Source organism: Pseudomonas marginalis (assembly GCF_001645105.1).
Classification (GTDB): Bacteria; Pseudomonadota; Gammaproteobacteria; order Pseudomonadales; family Pseudomonadaceae; genus Aquipseudomonas; species Aquipseudomonas petroselini.
Genome location: NZ_LKEG01000022.1, coordinates 184,538 through 201,224 on the forward strand (window position 1 = coordinate 184,538; position 16,687 = coordinate 201,224).

The window sequence follows — 16,687 nt, forward strand, 5'->3', positions numbered from 1 at the left end:
GGGGTTTCCCTTCTCAGCTGTGTTTGTAGTTGAGTGTGACCGTGGTCGCAGTGAGAAAGGCGAGGATCATGCTGAAGAAGTAAAGTAAGTCGTGAAGTGTGAGTTTTCCATCGTCGATGCTGCTGAATCGCCAGGAAGGACTGAGGGACACTAAACTGTCGGCGAACCCTATAGGCACTTGGTGCTCAAGCGCATCCAGTAGAGAAGAAAGCCCGCTGGCTGTGAGCAATAAACCCACGGTCAGTACGAAAATGACCGTGCGCTGACATACAAGCGCGCAAATAAAACATCCCGCGGACAGGTAGCCTCCCGCCAGCAGCCAGCTCGCCAAGAATTGCGAGGCGATCACGCTGTTGTCTGCCTTACCCAGATAGTTGGCGATAATAACGAGAGGAAACATCAGCAACAGGCTGGTGCCTGCCACGAGCCAGGCGGCGATGAATTTTCCGATGACCCATTCAAACAGCGTGATGGGCATGGTTTTCATCAGGCCGTAAAACCCCGCGTTGGTTTCGTCCGACCATAGTTGCGTCGCCAGGGCGGGAATCAGGAGCAGATAGAGCCAAGGATGGAACTGGAAAAACACCTGCAGGTCGCTGCCATTTTGTTCCAGCCACGGGCTTATGTAGAACCCCAGTGCCACCGACAGCATCGGAAAGATGGCGATGCTCAGGTACGTACTGGGTGCGCGCGCATAGCTGGTGAGCTGACGCTTTAAAATGACGAGCAATAGTTTCAAAGGGGCGCCTCCTGGCTCAGGTGGTGGACCACATCATTCAGGCGACCTGGCTCCAGGTTCAGTGAGTTGATTTTCCAGCGGCGGCTGGCAATCAGCGTGTTGATATGGGGATAAATGGTGTGTCCCGGCATGGCGAGAACGGTCACCGTACCGGGTGCATGCCGGTGCTCTTCGATGCCTGCCACGCCTGGCAGTACGGCCAGTGCGAGTAAATCCAGCGGGGTCTCGGCACGGAGCGTGACGGCCTGGAAGTGGCGCGAGTCGCGCTGTAGATCGGGAAGGGGGGTATCGGCCACCAGGCGATCGCCTGCAATGACCAAGGCGCGGGTACACAGCTCGGACAATTCATCGCAGTGGCGAGAGGCGATGATCACGGTCATTTCTTGCGTCAATGAATGGATCAGCGCCTGGAATGTATGCCTCTGATCAGGCGCGAGTCCTTCGCTGGGTTCATCCAGCAGTAAAAGGGAAGGACCATGCAGGATGGCCTGGGCGATGGCGACTTTGCGTTTCCAGCCGATGGAAAGAGCGTCGAGCGGCGCGTTGAGCACCGCAAACAACTCCAGTCGCGCGATAGCCTGTTCCAACCTGGCGCGCTTTTCGGCACCGTGGAAACCACGGAGGGCGGCGATGAAGTCAAGGAACGCTTTGACGGACATCGTCGGATGGCCGAGGTCCTTGGACAGTTGATAGCCGACGAGTTGCCTCGCCTTAAGTGCATGGGTTTGTGTGTTGAACCCCTGGATATTTATAGCGCCGCTGGAGGGTTGCGTTGAACCGGCTATTACATTGAGCAAGGCTGTCTTGACAATAGGGTCTTGCCCGAACAGCCCCAGACATTCTTGTGGGTGTGCAATGAATGAAAAGTCACTGATTATTGTTGTGTTACCCGTGTATTTTGTCAGATTGCTTATTTCGATCATTTTTTTACCGAATAAGTTTGGCATGACGTAGGGGGGCTAAAAAAAGGGTACGGGTAATGATCGTTTTTGGGAACGTCGATCAGTCTTAATAAGAGAAGTCCTACGTGCGAGTCAGGCGGGCCACTGAAACAATGGGGCGTGTTTTAGAGTGTCCGGATTTCGAGTGTTTATTTGTTGTTTATGTAAACTTTCTGCCCCGCATATTGAGGCCTGATTGCCATGATGCTGCTACGTACCCTTATTCTTGAACGCAATGGTCAGGATGCTCCGGTTAACGGTGCCTTGCTCTGTGGGTTTGCTGTAGGTCAGGCGGCCTCCAACTTTCTTGTTTATAGTTTGGATGAAGAGGTCGAACCCGGAAGTTCGAGGGTTTATATCGCGGCCTTGCGTAAGAAACTTGACCGCTATTTTTTGAGTGGCGTTGAGTCCAAGGAAGATCTACAAGTAGCCTTGCATGTGTTTAAGCAAATACTGACGTTGGCCGCGTCGGGCATTAAGGCGGGGGGGGTTACCGAAACGCAGGTGCCCTATCATTTTCTCGATTTGAAAGGTTGCAAGCTGCCGCCTGCCAGGCCCGAGGATCATCATTCGGTGATCATCAAGAAGGCGTTGGTGATGAAAGTGATCACCTTGGGCATGTCGGCGCCAACGCTACCGGCGATCGAAAGTGCCTCAGTGATCGTGCCGTCCATTCGGTTCTCGTCGCAAATGACGTCTCCTCCCAAAGGGGCGGGCGCATCCGAGTCTTCCCGGCCCCCGGTGCATGAACAACCTGTTGAGGAGCCCCGGCAGGCGCGCGTCGAAGCGCCCGTGATCATGACGCCGGCCGTGCCTGCTATCCCGCATGAGCCTGATGCGCCGACGCAATCGGATCTCCCTGCATCCGGCGAGCACAGTACGTTGTTCGAAGTCGACAGCACCTTGACCAACCTTGCCCGTGTCGCTCAGGAGCTGACCCAGCAAAAACGCGCAGCACTCGAACGGGAGTCGGCACTTGAGCAATGGCAGGCGCGATTGCAGCAAGAGCAGAGTCAACTGGATCAGAAGGTTCGAGAACTGGAGCAACGCACCACTCAACTCCATGACCATTCGCTTGCTGTCAGCCAGAGGGCTGAAGCCCTGAAGGCCATGACGTCGCAGGTGTCGGGCTTGCGCCAGAGCCTGCGGGGCATGCTGCTGGAGCTGGATCAGGCGTTGGATGGCTAGACTGGCCTGGCTACTTTCACGGGTTCATTTATCATCAGGGCCAGCCAGCCGAGGCCCGGGTGTGAAACCCAGGTATCTCGGTACCTATGGACATGCCTGGGGATGCACGCGTTTGAGTACCAAGCTGATTACCAAAGAAGGTCATGAAGCGCTGAAAAAGGAGTTGGATTACCTGTGGCGTGAAAAACGCCCGGACACCACGCGCAAAGTGACATGGGCGGCCTCGTTGGGCGACCGCAGCGAAAACGCCGACTACCAGTACAACAAGAAGCTGCTACGCGAGATCGACCGCCGCGTGCGCTACCTGCGCAAGCGCCTGGAAGACATGCGCGTGGTGGAGTACATGCCCGAGCAGGAGGGCAAGGTGTTCTTCGGTGCCTGGGTGGACATCGAAAACGAGCAAGGTGAGACCAAGCGTTTTCGCATTGTCGGTTATGACGAGATTTATGAGCGCATGGACTACATCTCCATCGATTCGCCGATGGCCCGTGCGTTGTTGCGCAAGGAAGTGGACGATGAGGCCATCGTTCAGACCCCCAGTGGTGACGTGTGCTGGTGGATCACCGGGATCGAGTACGTAAAGTGAGCGAAATGGGCCCGCATTCTGTAAGGAATGCGGGCCCATCGCGTTTTAACCTTCGCGCAACACGGTCAGCGGGCTGGCATTCAGTGCGCGGCGGGTGCCGAACACACCGGCACCGCCGATCAGCACCGCACCGATCAACGGCAGCAGCAACAGCCACGGGTGAGGGTGCCAGGCCAGGTCAAACGCGTAGCGGTACAGCACGAACGTCACCAGCTCGGTGCCCAGCGCCGCCAGCAGCCCGCTGACGGCACCCAGCAAGCCGAACTCGATACGCCTGGCCTTGACCAACAGCTTGCGCTCGGCGCCCAGTGCGCGCAGCAGCGCGCCTTGGCGGATGCGCTCATCCAGGGTGGCTTGCAGGCCGGAGAACAACACCGCCATGCCTGCTGCGAGGACAAACAACAACACGTACTCCACCGCCAGGGTCACTTGGGCGAGGATGCTGCGTAACTGCTCCAGCAGCGCTTCGACTTGCAGGATGGTCACCGCCGGGAACGCCCTGGACAGGTCGACGATTTGTTGGTCATGGCCTGGCGCAAGGTAGAAGCTGGTCAGGTAGGTGGTCGGCAGGTCCTTCAAGGTGCCCGGCTGGAAAATCATGAAGAAGTTGGGCTGGAAGTTATCCCAATTGATGGTCCGCAGGCTGGTCACCCGCGCTTCACGATTTTCGCCGCCCACCGTGAACACCAGGTGGTCATTGAGCTTGAGCTTGAGGCTTTCCGCCACCTTGGCCTCAACAGAGACGCCAGGGATTTCGTCGGCGGGTTGCTGTGACCACCAGGAGCCTGCGGTCAGTGCGTTGCCCGGCGGCAGGTCGGCGGCCCAGGTCAGGCTCAGGTCACGTTGTACCGCACGATCGCCGCTGGAGTCCTTGCTGACGATTTCCTGGACCGGTTCGCCATTGATACTGATCAGGCGGCCCGGCACCACGGGGTACAGCGGCGCCGATTGTGCCTGCACTTCCAGCAAGCGTGCGCCGAAGGCTTCCTTGTCGGCCGGCAGGATATTCAAGGCGAAATAGTTGGGCGCGTCCTTGGGCAGTTGGTTTTGCCAGGTATCGAGCAGTTCGCCACGCAGCAGGGCGATCAAGCCCATGGACAGCAGGATCAAGCCAAACGCCAGGGATTGACCGGCGGCTGCCAGCGGGTGACGCAGCAATTGGCCCAGGCCCAGGCGCCAAGGCAGGGAGGCGCGTGCCAGCAGGCGGCGCAGGCTTTGCAGCAGAAGCAGCAGCAGGCCGCCAAGCACTAATGCAGCGACCACGCCACCGCCGAGCAGGGCGAACGTCAGCACCAGGTCGAGGCTCAAGCGCCACATGATCAGGCCCAATGCAAACAGCGCCGCGCCGTAGACCATCCAGGTACTGGAGGGGATCGGCAGTAGGTCGCGGCGCAACACCCGTAGCGGTGGTACGCGCCCCAAGGCGGCCAAGGGCGGCAGGGCGAAACCGGCGAGGGCAACCAGCCCGGTGCCGATCCCGGCAATCGCCGGTAATAGCCCGCCGGGTGGAACGTCCGCCGGCAGCAAGTCGTGGAGGAAGTAGAACAGGCCAAACTGCGCCAGCCAGCCGAGCAGCGCGCCGGTCAGGCTGGCCAGCAGGCCGAGGACGCTCAGTTGCAGGCTGAACAGCAACATGGCTTCCCGACGTGACAACCCCAGGCAGCGCAGCAACGCGCTGGCGTCGAAACGTCGGGTGGCAAAGCGGTTGGCCGACAAGGCCACGGCCACGCCGGCCAGCAACACGGCCACCAGGCTGGCCATGTTCAGGTAGCGTTCGGCCTTGCCCAGCGCGCCGCCGATCTGCTGGTTGCCGTCCCGTGAATCCTGCAGACGCTGGTTGGCGGCGAGCCCCGGCTTGACCAGGTCACGGTAGGTTTGCAGCACCGTGCTGCCCTGTGGCCCGCGCCATAATTCGCGGTAACTGACGCGGCTGCCGGGCTGCACGACGCCGGTGGCGTCCAGGTCCGCCAGGTTGATCATTACCCTGGGCGTGAGGCTGTAGAAGTTGCCGGCGCGGTCCGGCTCGTAGGTGAGCACGCGGGCGAGGCGCAATGTCTTCATGCCCACATCGATGCTGTCGCCGACCTTGAGGTCGAGTGCCGTCAGCAGCCGCGCCTCCACCCAGGCTTCTCCGGGTTTTGGGCCGCCGCCTGGCGTCTCGTCACCAAAGGGCGCAGCGGCGCTTTTCAGCTGGCCCCGCAGGGGATACTGCTCATTGACGGCCTTGATGCTGGAGAGCTGGATGCCGTTATCGGTGGCGATGACGCTGGAGAATTCTACGACGCGGGCGTGATCCAGGCCCAGCTCGGTGCCGGACTGGATTTGCTCGGTGCGGGCCGGCGAGCTGCCTTCGAGCACCAGGTCGGCGCCGAGGAATTCGGTGGCGCGCAGCAGCATCGCGCCGTTGAGGCGCGCACCGAAGTAGCCGATGGCGGTGCTGGCGGCCACGGCCACCAACAGGGCGAAGAACAACACGCGCAACTCACCGGCGCGGGCATCGCGCAGCAATTGGCGCATGGCAAGGCTGAACAGACGCAACAGCGGCAAACGTGCCATCAAGGCTCCAGGGGCGCGACCATCAGGCCGGCTTCAAGGCGGATCAGGCGTCGGCAGCGGTGGGCCAGGCGCTCGTCGTGGGTGACCAGCACCAGGGTCGTGCCGCTCTCTTTGTTGAGTTCGAACAGCAGGTCGCTGATGCGTTCGCCGGTGTGGCTGTCGAGGTTGCCGGTGGGTTCATCGGCAAACAGCACGTCCGGTTCTGCGGCAAAGGCACGGGCAATCGCCACCCGTTGCTGCTCGCCACCGGAAAGTTGGCGTGGTGAGTGGGTCAGGCGCTGGCCCAGGCCTACACGTTCCAGCAGGTGCCGGGCGCGTTCGCGGGCGTCTTTGCGGCCGTCCAGCTCCAGCGGCAGCATGACGTTTTCCAGCGCGTTGAGGCTGTCGAGCAGTTGGAACGACTGGAACACGAAGCCCACGTGCTCGGCACGGATGCGTGCGCGCTGGTCTTCGTCCAGGGTGCTGAGGGCTTGGCCGGCGAGGGTGACTTCGCCGCTGCTGGGCAGGTCGAGGCCGGCCAGCAGGCCCAGGAGAGTGGATTTGCCGGAACCGGAGCTGCCGACGATAGCCAGGCTATCGCCCTTGTTCAGTTCCAGGCTCAGTTCGTGCAGGATAGTCAGTTCACCTTCCGCGCTGGGAACCACTTTGCTAAGGTTCCGCGCGGTGAGAATGCTTGCGCCCATGGAGAATCCGATGCGAATGTGGTTTTTGAGTGCTGGCCTGGCCTTGATGTGCATGGCCCAGAACGCAGCGGCGGGTACAGTCCTGATCGTTGGCGATAGTATCAGTGCCGGTTTCGGCCTGGATACCCGCAAAGGGTGGGTGGCACTGCTGGAGCAACGGCTCAAGCAGGAGGGTTTCGACGATAAAGTGGTCAACGCCTCCATCAGTGGCGACACCAGTGCCGGAGGCCTGGCGCGGCTGCCGGCGGCGCTTGCAGAGCATAAGCCTGACGTGGTGGTGATCGAGTTGGGCGGCAATGATGGCTTGCGCGGGCAACCGCCGGCGCAATTGAAACAAAATCTTGCATCGATGATTGACCAGTCCAAGGCCGGCGGTGCCAAGGTGTTGTTGCTGGGTATGCAGCTGCCGCCCAACTATGGCCCGCGATACACCACCGCATTTGCCGAAGTCTATGGTGTGTTGGCCAAGGAAAAAAACGTCCCGCTGGTACCGTTTTTCCTCGATGGCGTGGGTGGTCATCCGGAGCTGATGCAGGCGGATCAACTGCACCCGGCGGTCGGCGCCCAGGGCAAGTTGCTGGAAAATGTCTGGCCGACGCTAAAACCACTGTTATGACGCTTTTCTACCGGCAGGCTTTCGGCTAAGGTGGCGCCCCCCCGATTTGGAGCCCTCGATGTCGCGTCCTGCCTGGTCCCTGTTTAACTATCAACTGATCGAGCCGGACGAGCAGCTGGATCTGTTCGCCTGCCAGGAAGTGCGGGTGCATCTGGTGACGCGTCAATTGGAACTGGGCGGCACCATCGATCGCACCTTGTGCGGCACGCTATTGCCGGCGCAACCGCGTTGGTCGCTGGTGGATCGTTCGATCTTCCAGGACCAGCGCCTGTGCCCTTTGTGCCGCGCCATCCTGGAGTCCCAGAAGCGCGGGACGCCGCCGATCTGGCCGGAGTTGCGTTTCGAGTTGTAGGGGGCAGCTAGAAGCGCGCTTCACGTATACAATCGATGTTTACCTACCCGTCGTTCTGCGAAGGATTTTCCGGATGTTGTCGCGCCTTTCCGTCGTCACCTGCTGCCTGTCCCTCGCTGCACTTTGTGCGGTTGGCTCCGCTTCAGCCTTGCAGTTGCCTTTGCCTCCACCGGGTGAAGACATCGTCGGCCAGGTCCAGGTGATCAAGGCCAAGTACGAAGACACCTTTGCCGACCTGGGCACCACCTATGACCTGGGTTATTCGGAGATGGTCGCCGCCAACCCCGGCGTGGATGCGTGGTTGCCGGGGGCGGGCACCGAGATCGTGTTGCCGACGCGCTTCATCCTGCCGCCCGGTCCTCGGGAAGGGATCGTGATCAACCTGGCGGAATACCGGCTCTATTATTTCCCCAAGGGCCAGAACGTGGTCTACACGTTCCCGTTGGGGATCGGTCGTGAAGGCTGGGGTTCGCCCATCGCCCACACCAGCATCATTGCCAAGACACCCAACCCGACCTGGACCCCGCCCGCGTCGATCAAGGCCGAGCACGCCGCCAACGGCGACCCGCTGCCTAACGTGGTGCCGGCCGGCCCCGACAACCCGTTGGGCCCGTTCAAGTTCACCCTGGGCACGCCGGGTTACCTGATCCACGGCTCCAACATGAAATTTGGTATCGGCACGCGTACAAGCCACGGCTGCTTCCGTATGTTCAACAACAACGTGCTGGAGATGGCGGGCATGGTGCCGGTGGGGACGTCGGTGCGCATCATCAACGATGCCTACAAGTTCGGCAGCAGTGGCGGCAAGGTGTACCTGGAAGCGCATACGCCGTTGAACGATGACGGTACACCGTCGGTGGTCGACAAACACACCGCGGTGATCAACGCCTTGCTCAAGCTTGAAGACCTGGCCAACAACCTGCGGGTCAACTGGGATCAGGTGCGTGACGTGGTCGCGGCGGAAGATGGGTTGCCGACGGAAATCGGCGTGCCTGGCGCAGCCTCGGTCGCGGCAAGCGCTCCGATCGAGCTGCAATAGGCGCGAGATCGTTGTGGCTAGCAGGCTTGTTTAAAGGTCCTCAAAAGCGGGGACTGCTGCGCAGTCAACGGGAGCAAGCGCCCTCTCCACAAAAAGCCTGCTAGTGGGGCTTGTGATCAAACCCCAGGCAATAAAAAAGCCGACCCATAAATGGATCGGCTTGATAACAATCCCGAGGGATTATTACTTGCGGCTAGCTTTTTCAAGCATACGCAGAGCGCGCTCGTTAGCTTCGTCAGCAGTCTGTTGTGCTTTTTGAGCAGCAGCCAGCGCTTCATCAGCTTTACGGTAGGCTTCGTCTGCACGAGCCTGGGAGCGAGCTGCAGCGTCTTCAGTTGCAGTCAGACGTGCTTCGGTTTCTTTGGAGACGCTGCTGCAACCGGTAGCCAGAACTGCGGCCAGGGCCAGTGCAGAGAATTTCAGAACGTTGTTCATCGTGTTCCCCTTCAAGGACTTTCTATTAGATGGCTAGTTTCTCAGAGTGAGCTAATAGCCGGCGTACATACTACCCATTACTTGTAGTAAGTAAACTGACGTAGCGCAAGAAGCAAAAAAAATTCATGCGCCGAATCTATTTTGGCTAATCTTTTGGAGGTTTGTATAAAAACTGTCCAAATTTTTTCATTCAGGCGAACACCGGATCCAGGCTGAAAGGGCCGGCCCGCATGTGTTAAGCCCTGTAAACAGATGAAATTTTATATATCCGCGCTGACACTTCCGTTCAGCACGGCGTTGTGTTGCCCTGCATCTTTTGTGCATGTAGAGGTGACTTTAAGAGCGCCTGTTCGTCTCAAGGTTCAACTGCCGGCAATGTTCAGGCTTTCGATCGTTGGTTGATCGGGGGCCCTTTCTATATCCACCAGCGGCAGGGGATGACGAGTGCGCCTTGAGCAATCCCGGGATTGGCGCCTACTATTCCCTACGTGCTGGTTGTAAGCGCTCAAGGTTTTCTCGTTGTCGAAACCGGCACGGGGTGGCGTAGATGTTCCTTCGCCGGAAAAACATCGGTAAGGTAGGGGTCAGAAACCAAGACCCGCGAGGAGTAGTGATGAGCGAGGCGTTGTCCATCCACCATGACCAGGCTGGTCATCAGTTCGAGACCAATGTGGACGGTCATCGTGCCTATCTGACCTATATGGACCTCGGGAAACAGACCCTGGATATCTATCGGACCTTCGTGCCCAATGCACTGCGGGGTCGTGGTATTGCGGCGGCACTGACCGAGGAGGCCTTGAAGTTCGCCGAAGAGGCTGGCTATACGGTGATCCCGTCCTGCTCCTATGTTGAACGCTACATGGAGCGCCACCAGCGCCATGCCGCGAAGCTGTAAGCCATACACCGCACCATGAAAAACGCCGGGCTAAGCCCGGCGTTTTTGTGCGCGCAGCGTTAAGTCAGGTGCGTTTGCGTTTCGGCAAGACGTCCTTGAGCTTGGCATGCATGCTGCGCAGTGTGTTTTCGGTGGCGGACCAGTCGATGCAGGCATCGGTGATCGACACGCCGTACTGCAAGTCGGCCAGGTCTTTTGGAATCGCCTGGCAACCCCAGTTCAGGTGGCTCTCGACCATCAGGCCGATAATCGACTGGTTGCCTTCCAGGATCTGGTTGGCGACGTTTTCCATCACCAGCGGCTGCAGGGCCGGGTCCTTGTTGGAGTTGGCGTGGCTGCAGTCGACCATGATGTTCGGCTTGATCTTGGCCTTGTTCAATGCCTGCTCGCACAGGGCAACGCTGACCGAATCATAGTTGGGCTTGCCATTGCCGCCGCGCAGCACCACGTGACCGTAGGCGTTGCCCTTGGTGGTGACGATGGACACGCCACCTTCCTGGTTGATGCCCAGGAAACGGTGTGGGCTGGAGACCGATTGCAGCGCGTTGATCGCCACGGTCAGGCCGCCGTCGGTGCCGTTCTTGAAGCCCACGGCCGAGGACAGGCCGGACGCCATTTCCCGGTGAGTCTGGGATTCGGTGGTGCGTGCGCCGATGGCCGACCAGCTGATCAGGTCCTGCAGGTACTGCGGGGAAATCGGGTCCAGGGCCTCGGTCGCGGTGGGCAGGCCCATCTCGGCCAGGTCCAGCAGCAGTTGACGGCCGATGTGCAAGCCGTCCTGGATCTTGAACGAGTCGTCCAGGTACGGGTCGTTGATCAAGCCTTTCCAGCCGACGGTGGTGCGCGGTTTTTCGAAATAGACGCGCATCACCAGGTACAGGGTGTCCGACACTTCCGCCGCCAGCACTTTCAGGCGCTCGGCGTACTCGTGGGCAGCCTTGAGGTCGTGGATCGAGCAAGGCCCGATGACGACGAAGAGGCGATGGTCGGTGCCGTCGAGAATGTCACGGATGACTTCGCGGCCCTTGGTGACGGTCTGCAGGGCAGCGTCGCTCAGGGGGATTTCGCGCTTGAGCTGGTCGGGTGTGATCAGCGTCTCGTTGGATTCGACGTTTAGGTCATTGATCGGTAAATCAGCCATCGTGTTACTCGTCAGGGTCACGGGTGCCGGCCGCCAGCCATCCCCGTGCGGCGGAGCACAGCATGATTTGGATGCAGGGGGGAGGAACCTTAGCGCGTAACACGGGCCCGCGACAATGGGCAAAGCCCGCTTTAATCCAGCGCTGGCGCCACAAAGGCCTCATGGGAGAACTCGCTGGCATGACGCGATACCCACTCGCGGGCCAGGGTTTCGAGTTGCTGGGGTGTCGGCTCGGCATCTTCGTGCTGGCGGCAGTAACGCTCTATCCGGCATGCTTGCTCACCCATGCGTGCACCGAACAAGGCATGTTCATCGGTAAACGAAATGCCGACGCGGTAGCCGGTTTCCACCTTGCGGCACCACGCCACATAACCCGGATAACGCGCACTGGGGCCCAAGGACGGGATATGCAGGTCAACCGCCGTGCCCTCGCGCCAGGCACGCGGCCAATTGCAGGCGACACCGCCCAGGCCGATAGTGTGCAGGCGTTGGCGGGGGACAGCGGGAGAGGGGCGTTGGATTAACTCGACAGCGACATCATCAGGGTGAGGTAAAAAACGACCCATGTACACGGACTCCGAGCACCGTCCAATTGACGGCAGTGGCAGCAGTATAGTGAAGGAACTGGAATTGACCGACCTGGATATTGACCAGCAATTGCTGGGATTGCCAGGTATTTCGCTCGTCGTGTTCACAAGCCATGGGTGTTCCAGTTGCCGTTGGGCGCGCCAGCAATTACCGGGCTGGCCGCTGCCGGTGGACCGGCTGTGCTGGGTGGACGCCGGGCACAACGGCGGTGCGGTCGAACGCTACCAGATCTTTCATTTGCCGGCGTTGTTCGTGGTGTGCGAGGGTCAATTCCTCGGGCAGATACAGACACGTCTTACGCGTGACGACGTTTTCGATGCCGTAAAACAGGCACTCACCCGTCCACCTGAGGATTTGCCATGACAGCAGCTACACCCCAGTCGCCACGGATCGGCATCATCGGTACCGGCGCCATCGGTGGTTTCTACGGCTTGATGCTGGCGCGCGCCGGTTTCGATGTGCACTTCCTGTTGCGCAGTGAATACACGGCCGTCAGCGAGCACGGCCTGCACGTGAACAGCACGGTGCATGGGACCCTGCACCTGCACCCGGTGCAGGCCTACGCCCGTGCTGCCGATATGCCGCCGTGCGACTGGCTGCTGGTGGGCACCAAGTCGACCGGCAACGTCGAGCTGGCCCCGACCCTCGCCCAGGTGGCGGCGCCGGATGCCAAGGTGGTATTGCTGCAAAACGGCCTCGATGTCGAAGACAGCCTGCGTGAACACTTGCCGGCATCGCTGCACCTGTTGGGAGGCCTGTGCTACATCGGCGTGCACCGTTCTGCCCCCGGCGTTGTCGAGCATCAGGCGTTGGGCCGGGTCAACCTGGGTTACCACAGTGGCTCGGCGGCCAATGATGACGCCCGGCAAAAGGCGATTGTCGAAGCCGGTGCGGCGCTGTTTCATCAGGCCGGCATCGAGTCCCAGGCCATGGCCAATGTGCATCAGGCCCGTTGGCACAAACTGGTGTGGAACGTGCCCTACAACGGCCTCTCCGTGTTATTGGGCACCGGCACCACGGCCATGATGGCGGACGAGTCCAGTCGTGAGCTGATCCAGGCGCTGATGGCCGAAGTGGTGCAGGGCGCCCACGCTTGTGGCCATGACATTCCCCAAAGCTATGCCGAGCAGATGTTCACCATGACCGAAACCATGGCCGACTACCTGCCGAGCATGTACCACGACCACGTGCATAAACGTCCGCTGGAACTGGCGGCGATCTATGCCCGGCCACTCGCCGCCGCCAAAGCCGCCGGTTGCGAACTGCCGCGGATGCAGGCGCTTTACCAGGCCTTGAGTTTTATTGATCGGCATAACCGCTGAGTCGGGGGACACACCATGGCAAAAGGATTGGGCGACAAACTGGTGCTGGCGATTTCGTCGCGGGCACTGTTCGACCTGAGCGACAGCCACAAGGTCTACCTCGCGCAAGGCGTCGAGGCTTACCGCCAGTACCAGATCGAACACGAAGAAGAATTCCTCGAACCCGGCGACGCCTTCCCGTTGGTCAAAAAGCTGCTGAGCCTGAATGCCAGACTCGGCCGTGCCCGGGTCGAAGTGGTACTGGTGTCGCGCAACAGTGCTGACACCGGCCTGCGCGTGTTCAACTCTATTCAGCATTACGGTCTGGATATTTCCCGCGCCGCTTTCGTAGGAGGTCGTAGTCCTTATCCTTATTTGGCCGCCTTTGGTTGCCATCTGTTTCTTTCGACCCATGCTGAAGATGTACGCAGTGCACTCGATGCCGGGTTCGCGGCGGCGACGATTTTGTCCGGCGGCCCGAACCGCGCTTCCAGCGAAGAATTGCGAATTGCCTTTGACGGTGACGCCGTGCTGTTTTCCGATGAGTCGGAGCGGGTGTACCAGGCCGGCGGCCTGGAAGCGTTCCAGGCCAATGAGCGGGAGTCGGCACGCCAGCCGTTGCACGGCGGTCCGTTCAAAGGTTTTTTGGCGGCACTCAACTTGTTGCAGCGCGAGTTTCCAGATGACGCGTGCCCCATCCGCACCGCGCTGGTCACCGCCCGCTCGGCGCCGTCCCACGAGCGTGTGATCCGCACCTTGCGTGAATGGGATATACGTCTGGACGAGTCCTTGTTCCTCGGCGGCCTGGAAAAATCCGCGTTCCTGGAAGCGTTCGCCGCCGACGTGTTTTTCGATGACCAGGCCGGTCATTGCGAGAAAGCCAGGGAGTTTGTGGCCACCGGGCATGTACCCCATGGCATCAGTAATGAGGTGAAGATGTAACTCAATCCAAGTCGTCCGGGCGCTGCTAAGCTCAGTTCATCTCCGCCATCCTGGCAGCCCAGGAGGTTCTATGATTCGTTCGATGCTGTACGCCACGGACCTCGGCCTGTATGCGCCTTATGTGATGCAGCATGCGCTGGCGTTGGCGCGGACGTTCAAAGCGGACTTGTACGTGATTCATGTGGTCGAGCCCATCGGGCTGTTCGCCGAATCGGTGCTGCAGAGCTACCTTGATGAGCAGGCCCTGAGTGAATGGCAGAGCCAGGGGCTGACCACGGTGATGGCGACGATCGAACAGCGGGTGCTGGACAGTTTTCGCGAGGAGTTGGGGGATGGGGAGCAGGACCTGAAGTTGATTCGTTCGGTACGGGTGATCCAGGGCGACCCGTGCGAGGTGATACTCGACCAACTGCGTAAACTTTCCGTGGATCTGTTGATCGTAGGCAGTCATAGCCATGCAACTGCAGCGGCTACTCCGTTGGGGCGCACCGCTGCACGGGTGCTGCAGTTGTCTACGGTGCCGGTTTACCTGGTGCCTTCGTTGCAACGTCGACGCAGTGATGACGCCTGATGGGTAAAAACGATAAAAAGTTCTAGATTTATCCATCGAACCTTTAATATAGTTATATACCGTCGCTGATACCCGTGGCGTCTATCTGCTTTGAGGGACACATATGAAGCTCCAACAACTGCGCTACATCTGGGAAGTGGCGCACCACGACCTCAACGTTTCCGCTACCGCTCAAAGCCTTTACACCTCGCAACCCGGTATCAGCAAGCAGATCCGCCTGCTCGAAGACGAGTTGGGCGTCGAAGTGTTCGCGCGCAGCGGCAAGCACCTCACCCGTGTCACGCCGGCCGGTGAGCGCATCATCACCACCGCTGGCGAGATCCTGCGCAAAGTCGAAAGCATCAAACAGATCGCCCAGGAATTCTCCAACGAGAAGAAGGGCACGCTGTCCATCGCCACCACCCACACCCAGGCGCGTTATGCGTTGCCGCCGGTGATTCGCGATTTCATCAAGCAGTACCCTGACGTGGCCTTGCACATGCACCAGGGTTCGCCGATGCAGATCGCCGAGATGGCCGCTGATGGCACCGTCGATTTCGCCATTGCCACCGAAGCCCTGGAGCTGTTCGGTGACCTGGTGATGATGCCGTGCTACCGCTGGAACCGTTGCGTCGTCGTGCCTCAGGGTCACCCGTTGGCCAAGCTGCCGAAGCTGACCCTGGAAGCCCTGGCTGAATACCCGATCGTGACTTACGTGTTCGGCTTCACCGGCCGCTCCAAACTTGACGAAGCCTTCAGCCATCGCGGCCTGACGCCGAAAGTGGTGTTCACCGCCGCCGACGCCGACGTGATCAAGACTTACGTGCGCCTGGGCCTGGGCGTCGGGATCGTCGCCAAGATGGCGGTCGACACCGCACTCGACAAAGACCTGGTGGTGCTCGATGCCAGCGAGCTGTTCGAGTCCAGCGTGACCAAGATCGGCTTCCGTCGTGGCACGTTCCTGCGTGGCTTCATGTGCGATTTCATTGAGAAGTTCGCGCCGCACCTCACCCGTGAGGTCATGGCCAAGGCGATCCAGTGCCACAACAAGCAGGAGCTGGAAGCGCTGTTCGACGGCGTAGAGCTACCGGTTCACTGACACTGTTGGGAGGGCGCAAACGCCCTCCCAACAGTAAGCCCGGCCCTAGGGTTATTTAGCCTCGGTAACCGTGAAATGTTGCCGAGCGCCCGCTACCAGAATCTCCACCTCATCCCCTTCGAACTTGCCCAGCAGGCTTTTGCCCAGCGGTGAGCGCGGGGTGATGACGGTCACCGGTTGCCCGACCACGTCCACTTTCAAGCCCGCCGCATCCGGCGCCAGGAACAGCCATTGCTGGCGGCCATTCTCGTCTTCCAGACCCAGTAGCGCGCCGATCGCTATGCCCCGCTGATCATCGTAGGGGCGCAGTGCCATGGCCTGGCACAGCGTCAACGCCTGCTTGATCTCCTCGACACGCTTGGCTTGCCCGGCCGCCAGGTAAGAGGCCTCCAGCCCCAAGGTGTCGTACTTGTTTTCGGCGATATTTTCTTCGTGGGTCGCGGTTTCATAGGCGGTCTGCGCGGCACGTTGGGCAATGTCGAGATCGACGCTGAGCTTTTCCAGGATCAGCTGGTGGACGGCGTGTTTATTCATGGTCATCAATCACAGAATTGCAGGACATTGGCACGTGTCTTTTCGTTGGGTGCGTTCTGGTCCTGTTGCAGCCAGAACTGGCATTTGGGGTTGGACAGGTTGCGCGCATTGTTGCGCGCCTGGTCCAGGCTTTGTTGCTGTTCCTGCTTCTGCAGGTTCTGCTGGTATTGCTCGAACATACGATTCGGCGGTTCCGGTGCCACCACCGCAGGCTTGCCCAATTGCTGCACCGCCTGGGCCACCGGCGCCAGGCTCTGCGGGAACAGGTAGCGCGAGGCCAGCCAGGTGGTCAGCACGATGGCGATAAACCCCAGCCACACGCCGAACGCGATAGAGACACTGAGCTTGAACAGCGACAACGAACGATCGGACATGATTGCCTCCTGGCGGGCATTTGCGGCGTGGCGGCGATTGTCGCACAGCCACTGTGCAGAATAATCGCGATCAAGCCTTCTGCATCCGTGCATTTATGCGGACAATCGAGCCTTTGAACGTTGGAGCC

General features: G+C 60.0%; 20 protein-coding genes. 11 read left to right on the forward strand and 9 right to left on the reverse strand.

What is annotated here, in order from left to right:
• Positions 1 to 13: 13 nt before the first annotated feature.
• Both AO064_RS03290 and AO064_RS03295 read right to left on the reverse strand, forming a co-directional pair.
• Positions 14 to 739 carry an ABC-2 transporter permease gene (locus AO064_RS03290; protein ID WP_064052363.1) on the reverse strand — a complete coding sequence of 242 codons (726 nt, stop codon included), beginning with the start codon at positions 737 to 739 and terminating at the stop codon, positions 14 to 16.
• Entirely contained in the window at positions 736 to 1,662 is a 927-nt protein-coding gene (locus AO064_RS03295) for an ATP-binding cassette domain-containing protein (protein WP_064052364.1), read from the reverse strand. The genes AO064_RS03290 and AO064_RS03295 overlap by 4 nt, the downstream gene beginning before the upstream one ends.
• A 219-nt stretch (positions 1,663 to 1,881) precedes the next feature.
• On the opposite strand from AO064_RS03295, the gene AO064_RS03300 reads away from it, so the two are divergent.
• Positions 1,882 to 2,868, forward strand: a complete 987-nt coding sequence (locus AO064_RS03300; RefSeq protein ID WP_064052365.1) for a hypothetical protein — start codon at positions 1,882 to 1,884, stop codon at positions 2,866 to 2,868.
• 112 nt (positions 2,869 to 2,980) lie between these two features.
• Positions 2,981 to 3,454: a transcription elongation factor GreB gene (gene greB, locus AO064_RS03305; protein ID WP_012722976.1), complete on the forward strand. Its 474-nt coding sequence runs from the start codon at positions 2,981 to 2,983 to the stop codon at positions 3,452 to 3,454.
• 45 nt (positions 3,455 to 3,499) lie between these two features.
• Here greB and AO064_RS03310 read toward each other — a convergent pair whose 3' ends face one another.
• On the reverse strand, positions 3,500 to 6,010 hold the full coding sequence (locus tag AO064_RS03310) for an ABC transporter permease (RefSeq protein WP_012722977.1): 2,511 nt from the start codon (positions 6,008 to 6,010) through the stop codon (positions 3,500 to 3,502).
• Positions 6,010 to 6,693 (reverse strand): ABC transporter ATP-binding protein, encoded by a 684-nt coding sequence (locus AO064_RS03315; RefSeq protein ID WP_005786391.1) that lies wholly within the window; start codon positions 6,691 to 6,693, stop codon positions 6,010 to 6,012. The genes AO064_RS03310 and AO064_RS03315 overlap by 1 nt, the downstream gene beginning before the upstream one ends.
• Before the next feature lie 10 nt (positions 6,694 to 6,703).
• On the opposite strand from AO064_RS03315, the gene AO064_RS03320 reads away from it, so the two are divergent.
• From AO064_RS03320 to AO064_RS03330, 3 genes are all read left to right on the forward strand, one after another.
• A complete protein-coding gene (locus AO064_RS03320) occupies positions 6,704 to 7,309 on the forward strand; it encodes an arylesterase (protein ID WP_012722978.1) in 606 nt (201 codons plus the stop codon).
• Between the two features lie 58 nt (positions 7,310 to 7,367).
• A complete protein-coding gene (locus tag AO064_RS03325; RefSeq protein ID WP_043205006.1) occupies positions 7,368 to 7,661 on the forward strand; it encodes a hypothetical protein in 294 nt (97 codons plus the stop codon).
• Between the two features lie 73 nt (positions 7,662 to 7,734).
• Positions 7,735 to 8,700 carry a L,D-transpeptidase family protein gene (locus AO064_RS03330; protein WP_064052366.1) on the forward strand — a complete coding sequence of 322 codons (966 nt, stop codon included), beginning with the start codon at positions 7,735 to 7,737 and terminating at the stop codon, positions 8,698 to 8,700.
• A gap of 183 nt (positions 8,701 to 8,883) precedes the next feature.
• On the opposite strand, the gene oprI is transcribed toward AO064_RS03330, so the two are convergent.
• Positions 8,884 to 9,135, reverse strand: coding sequence for an outer membrane lipoprotei OprI (oprI, locus tag AO064_RS03335; RefSeq protein WP_003172710.1), 252 nt, complete (start codon positions 9,133 to 9,135; stop codon positions 8,884 to 8,886).
• Positions 9,136 to 9,748: 613 nt separating this feature from the next.
• Between oprI and AO064_RS03340 the strand changes: the two genes are divergently transcribed.
• A complete protein-coding gene (locus tag AO064_RS03340) occupies positions 9,749 to 10,030 on the forward strand; it encodes a GNAT family N-acetyltransferase (protein WP_003189869.1) in 282 nt (93 codons plus the stop codon).
• A gap of 64 nt (positions 10,031 to 10,094) precedes the next feature.
• On the opposite strand, the gene AO064_RS03345 is transcribed toward AO064_RS03340, so the two are convergent.
• Both AO064_RS03345 and AO064_RS03350 read right to left on the reverse strand, forming a co-directional pair.
• Complete coding sequence (locus tag AO064_RS03345) at positions 10,095 to 11,171, reverse strand: 3-deoxy-7-phosphoheptulonate synthase (protein WP_010211874.1); 1,077 nt, start codon at positions 11,169 to 11,171, stop codon at positions 10,095 to 10,097.
• 131 nt (positions 11,172 to 11,302) lie between these two features.
• Positions 11,303 to 11,737: a PilZ domain-containing protein gene (locus AO064_RS03350; protein WP_012722983.1), complete on the reverse strand. Its 435-nt coding sequence runs from the start codon at positions 11,735 to 11,737 to the stop codon at positions 11,303 to 11,305.
• Between AO064_RS03350 and AO064_RS03355 the strand changes: the two genes are divergently transcribed.
• The 5 genes from AO064_RS03355 to cysB all read left to right on the forward strand — a co-directional run bounded on the left by AO064_RS03355 (position 11,736) and on the right by cysB (position 15,651).
• Positions 11,736 to 12,122, forward strand: coding sequence for a YbbN family protein (locus tag AO064_RS03355; RefSeq protein ID WP_012722984.1), 387 nt, complete (start codon positions 11,736 to 11,738; stop codon positions 12,120 to 12,122). The genes AO064_RS03350 and AO064_RS03355 overlap by 2 nt on opposite strands.
• Positions 12,119 to 13,081 carry a putative 2-dehydropantoate 2-reductase gene (locus AO064_RS03360; protein WP_046035037.1) on the forward strand — a complete coding sequence of 321 codons (963 nt, stop codon included), beginning with the start codon at positions 12,119 to 12,121 and terminating at the stop codon, positions 13,079 to 13,081. The genes AO064_RS03355 and AO064_RS03360 overlap by 4 nt, the downstream gene beginning before the upstream one ends.
• 15 nt (positions 13,082 to 13,096) lie before the next feature.
• Complete coding sequence (locus AO064_RS03365; RefSeq protein ID WP_064052367.1) at positions 13,097 to 14,002, forward strand: 5'-nucleotidase; 906 nt, start codon at positions 13,097 to 13,099, stop codon at positions 14,000 to 14,002.
• Positions 14,003 to 14,072: 70 nt separating this feature from the next.
• Entirely contained in the window at positions 14,073 to 14,573 is a 501-nt protein-coding gene (locus AO064_RS03370; protein ID WP_064052368.1) for a universal stress protein, read from the forward strand.
• Positions 14,574 to 14,676: 103 nt separating this feature from the next.
• Positions 14,677 to 15,651 (forward strand): HTH-type transcriptional regulator CysB, encoded by a 975-nt coding sequence (cysB, locus tag AO064_RS03375; protein WP_010211864.1) that lies wholly within the window; start codon positions 14,677 to 14,679, stop codon positions 15,649 to 15,651.
• 51 nt (positions 15,652 to 15,702) lie between these two features.
• On the opposite strand, the gene AO064_RS03380 is transcribed toward cysB, so the two are convergent.
• Both AO064_RS03380 and AO064_RS03385 read right to left on the reverse strand, forming a co-directional pair.
• Positions 15,703 to 16,185 carry a GreA/GreB family elongation factor gene (locus AO064_RS03380; protein WP_064052388.1) on the reverse strand — a complete coding sequence of 161 codons (483 nt, stop codon included), beginning with the start codon at positions 16,183 to 16,185 and terminating at the stop codon, positions 15,703 to 15,705.
• Positions 16,186 to 16,190: 5 nt separating this feature from the next.
• Entirely contained in the window at positions 16,191 to 16,559 is a 369-nt protein-coding gene (locus AO064_RS03385) for a hypothetical protein (protein WP_043205008.1), read from the reverse strand.
• Positions 16,560 to 16,687 lie beyond the last annotated feature (128 nt).

Coding starts and splice junctions, on each gene's coding strand:
- AO064_RS03295 (WP_064052364.1), bottom strand. CDS start 1,662: ATGATCGAAATAAGCAATCTGACAAAATACACGGGTAACACAACAATA.
- AO064_RS03300 (WP_064052365.1), top strand. CDS start 1,882: ATGATGCTGCTACGTACCCTTATTCTTGAACGCAATGGTCAGGATGCT.
- AO064_RS03310 (WP_012722977.1), bottom strand. CDS start 6,010: ATGGCACGTTTGCCGCTGTTGCGTCTGTTCAGCCTTGCCATGCGCCAA.
- AO064_RS03315 (WP_005786391.1), bottom strand. CDS start 6,693: ATGGGCGCAAGCATTCTCACCGCGCGGAACCTTAGCAAAGTGGTTCCC.
- AO064_RS03320 (WP_012722978.1), top strand. CDS start 6,704: ATGCGAATGTGGTTTTTGAGTGCTGGCCTGGCCTTGATGTGCATGGCC.
- AO064_RS03325 (WP_043205006.1), top strand. CDS start 7,368: ATGTCGCGTCCTGCCTGGTCCCTGTTTAACTATCAACTGATCGAGCCG.
- AO064_RS03330 (WP_064052366.1), top strand. CDS start 7,735: ATGTTGTCGCGCCTTTCCGTCGTCACCTGCTGCCTGTCCCTCGCTGCA.
- oprI (WP_003172710.1), bottom strand. CDS start 9,135: ATGAACAACGTTCTGAAATTCTCTGCACTGGCCCTGGCCGCAGTTCTG.
- AO064_RS03340 (WP_003189869.1), top strand. CDS start 9,749: ATGAGCGAGGCGTTGTCCATCCACCATGACCAGGCTGGTCATCAGTTC.
- AO064_RS03345 (WP_010211874.1), bottom strand. CDS start 11,171: ATGGCTGATTTACCGATCAATGACCTAAACGTCGAATCCAACGAGACG.
- AO064_RS03355 (WP_012722984.1), top strand. CDS start 11,736: ATGTACACGGACTCCGAGCACCGTCCAATTGACGGCAGTGGCAGCAGT.
- AO064_RS03350 (WP_012722983.1), bottom strand. CDS start 11,737: ATGGGTCGTTTTTTACCTCACCCTGATGATGTCGCTGTCGAGTTAATC.
- AO064_RS03360 (WP_046035037.1), top strand. CDS start 12,119: ATGACAGCAGCTACACCCCAGTCGCCACGGATCGGCATCATCGGTACC.
- AO064_RS03365 (WP_064052367.1), top strand. CDS start 13,097: ATGGCAAAAGGATTGGGCGACAAACTGGTGCTGGCGATTTCGTCGCGG.
- AO064_RS03370 (WP_064052368.1), top strand. CDS start 14,073: ATGATTCGTTCGATGCTGTACGCCACGGACCTCGGCCTGTATGCGCCT.
- cysB (WP_010211864.1), top strand. CDS start 14,677: ATGAAGCTCCAACAACTGCGCTACATCTGGGAAGTGGCGCACCACGAC.
- AO064_RS03380 (WP_064052388.1), bottom strand. CDS start 16,185: ATGAATAAACACGCCGTCCACCAGCTGATCCTGGAAAAGCTCAGCGTC.
- AO064_RS03385 (WP_043205008.1), bottom strand. CDS start 16,559: ATGTCCGATCGTTCGTTGTCGCTGTTCAAGCTCAGTGTCTCTATCGCG.